3 protein-coding genes and 1 pseudogene are annotated in these 3,108 nt (G+C 62.6%); all 4 read right to left on the reverse strand.

Annotated elements, in window-relative coordinates; all coding sequences use genetic code 11:
• Positions 1-164: 164 nt before the first annotated feature.
• Positions 165-923, reverse strand: coding sequence for an ABC transporter ATP-binding protein (locus tag ACLD9W_RS12210; protein WP_410842265.1), 759 nt, complete (start codon positions 921-923; stop codon positions 165-167).
• 111 nt (positions 924-1,034) lie between these two features.
• On the reverse strand, positions 1,035-1,997 hold the full coding sequence (locus ACLD9W_RS12215) for an iron chelate uptake ABC transporter family permease subunit (RefSeq protein ID WP_410842266.1): 963 nt from the start codon (positions 1,995-1,997) through the stop codon (positions 1,035-1,037).
• Positions 1,987-2,955 (reverse strand): ABC transporter permease, encoded by a 969-nt coding sequence (locus tag ACLD9W_RS12220; RefSeq protein WP_410842267.1) that lies wholly within the window; start codon positions 2,953-2,955, stop codon positions 1,987-1,989. Before ACLD9W_RS12220 ends, ACLD9W_RS12215 begins: the two co-directional genes overlap by 11 nt.
• Positions 2,956-2,989: 34 nt before the next feature.
• A pseudogene (locus ACLD9W_RS12225) lies at positions 2,990-3,108 on the reverse strand (aspartate/glutamate racemase); the annotation flags it as partial.

The raw sequence follows: 3,108 nt of genomic DNA on the forward strand, positions 1-3,108 counted from the left end.
ATGGGTGGCCGTCTGAAATGGGTGGCCGTCTGAAATGGGTGGCCGTCTGAAATGGGTGGCCGTCTGAAATGGGTGGCCGTCTGAAATGGGTGGCCGTCTGAAAAAAACCTGCTTCGCAGGTTTTTTTCAGACGGCCTTTTGCCGCGGGCAGCACGGGCGGCGGCTCAGATATGGTGGATCACGAGTTTCTTGCCTTTGTAGTCGAGCACGTCGACGTCCATGTCGAACAGCTCGCGGATGTTGTCGGGGGTGAAGATTTTGTCGGGGGTGTCGGCCATGAAAACCGCGCCGTTTTTCATGGCGACGACGTAGTCGGCGTAGGCGGCGGCCTGGTTGATGTCGTGCAGAACGACAACGGTGGTGCGCTTGTGTTCGTCGGTGAGGCGGCGCAGCAGGCGCATGAGGGCGCGGGCGTGGTACATGTCGAGGTTGTTGAGGGGTTCGTCGAGCAGGACGTAGTCGGTCTGCTGGCAGAAGACCATGGCGATCATGCCCCTTTGACGCTGGCCGCCGGAGAGTTCGGTGAGGTAGCGCTCGGCGAAGTCGCGCAGTTGGAAGGCGTCGAGGGCGTTTTCGACGATGGCACGGTCGTTTTCAGACGGCCTGCCCTGGTGGTAGGGGTAGCGGCCGAACATGAGCAGGTCGCGCACGCTGATGCGGCTGACGATGCTGTTGTCTTGGGTGAGGATGGACAGGATTTTGGCCAGTTCGGCGGTGGGGGTGGCGGCGACGTCGTGGCCGCCGACGCTGATGCTGCCTTGTTTGAGGGGTTGCAGGCGGGCGGCGAAGGAGAGGAGGGTGGATTTGCCCGCGCCGTTGGGGCCGATCAGGGCGGTGATGCCGCCTTGCGGGATGTCGAGGCTGATGTCGCGGAGGATGGGGCGGCCGCCTATGCTGTGGCCGACGTTGCGGATTTGTATCATGGTTGCGCTATGGGGTTGGGTTGTTCGGGAGGCCGTCTGAAAGGGGTTTCAGACGGCCTTTGCTGTGTTTGCGGCCGTCCCCGCCTTCGCGGGGATGACGTTTCTGAAAGCCTATTTTTTCTTTTTCAAAACGAGCCAGAGGAAGACGAGGCCGCCGGCAAATTCGATGACGACGCTCAGCACGGCTTTCATGCCGAGCAGGTGTTCGAATACGGTTTGGCCGCCGACAAGCAGCACGGCGGCGGTGAGGAAGACCATGGGCAGGCGCAGGCTGTGGCGGATGTGCGGGCTGAAGCGGTCGGACAGGGCGGCGACGAGCAGGCCGAAGAAGCTCACCGGGCCGACGATGGCGGTGGCGGTGGCGGTGAGGGTGGCGATCCACAGCAGTATCCATAAGGTGTTGCGCGTGTAGTTGATGCCGAGGTTGACGGCCTGGTCGCGGCCAAGCAGGTACACGTCGAGGCGGTGGCGTTCGCGCCAGATGAAGACGGCGCTGACGGCCATGATGACGAAGCCGGCGGCAAGCAGCTTGGTGTTGATGGTGTTGAAGTTGGCGAAGCTGTTGCTGAGGGCGGCGGTGAATTCTTCGGGGTCGAGCAGGCGTTTGAGCAGCGCCGAAAGGCTGCGGAAGAAAACGCCGAAAATCACGCCGATCAGTATCATCCGCGCCAGGTCGCGGCCGCCCTGCCGCAGCAGGACGTTAAACAGGAGCAGCGAGCCGCCCATCATCGCCGCCAGTTCCAGCGCGAATTTGCCGCCGACGGGCAGGGCGGTGTAGCCGACGCCGCCGAGCAGCACCACCAGCAGGGTTTGCAGGAAGATGTAGAGCGAGTCGAAGCCGAGGATGGCGGGGGTGAGGATGGGATTGTTGGTGAGCGTTTGGAACAGCAGGGTGGACACGCCGACGGCGTAGGCGGCCAGAAGCAGCCCGGCCAGCGTCGTACCGCGCCGCTGCAAGACGAAATCCCAGCTGCCATGTACGTTGAGCGTGAGGAACAGGGCGCAAGAGGCGATGAGCAGAATTAGGGCAATCCACAGCGGACGTCGGCTTGCGGACGGGTTTTCACACGGCATGGGCGGGTTTCCTCATCAGAAGATAGAGAAACAGCACGGTGCCGAGCACGCCGAAAACGGTGGACACCGGAATCTCGAAGGGATAGCGCACAGTGCGGCTGACGATGTCGCACAGCAGCACCATGCCCGCGCCGATCAGGGCGACGGCAGGCAGGCTGCGGCGCAGGCGGTCGCCCATCAGGCGGCTGACGATATTGGGCACGACGAGGCCGATAAACGGGATGTTGCCCACCGTCACCACCACCAGCGAGGTAATCAGCGCGACGATAATCAAGCCCGCCCACAACACCGCCGTGCGGTTCAGGCCGAGGTTGACGCTCACAGCCTCGCCCAGCCCGGCGATGGTGAGCTGGTCGGCAATCACATAGGCCAGCGCGGCGACGATGCCGCCCAGCCACAAGAGTTCGTAACGCCCCTGCAAAATCCCCGAAAAATCGCCCGCCTGCCACACATCGAGCATCTGCATCATCTCGTTTTCATAGGCGACAAACAGCGTCAGCGACTCGATTACGCCGCCGAAAATAATCCCCACCAAAGGCACCATCAGCTGCGCCGTCGGCGGCAGGCGCGAAATCAGCGCCATAAACAGCAGCATGCCCGCCATTGCCGCAGCGGCGGCTGACGACATTTTCAGCATCACGCCCGCCGCCGGATAAACCAGCGTCAGCAGCACCAGCGCCAAGGCCGCGCTCTGGCTCGCGCCCACCATCGACGGCTCGACGAAACGGTTGCGCATCAGAATCTGCATAATCATGCCCGCCACCGCCAGCGACGCACCGCTCAACACCACGGCAAAGGTACGCGGCAGGCGGCTCACCACCATCAGACGCAGGCTGTCGGAAGGCGCAAACACCTGCGTCCAACTGAATTCGGCCACGCCGATAGACAGGCTGAGGCCGGAGAGCAGCAGCAGGGCGGCAAAAGCGGCCGCATAAAGGGAAAAGGGATTTTTTATCATCGTATCAAAGGGATTGATGGGTTTTCAGACGGCCTCACGCCAAGGCCGAATCCACGGCCGCGAGCGCGTGGATGGCGGTGCTGTCGAACACGGGCAGCGGGCTGGTTTCTTCGTTTACGATCAGGCAGATTTCGGTGCAGCCGAGTATCACGC

Origin of the sequence: Neisseria sp. WLZKY-1, from assembly GCF_046546535.1 — a bacterium.
GTDB lineage: Bacteria > Pseudomonadota > Gammaproteobacteria > Burkholderiales > Neisseriaceae > Neisseria.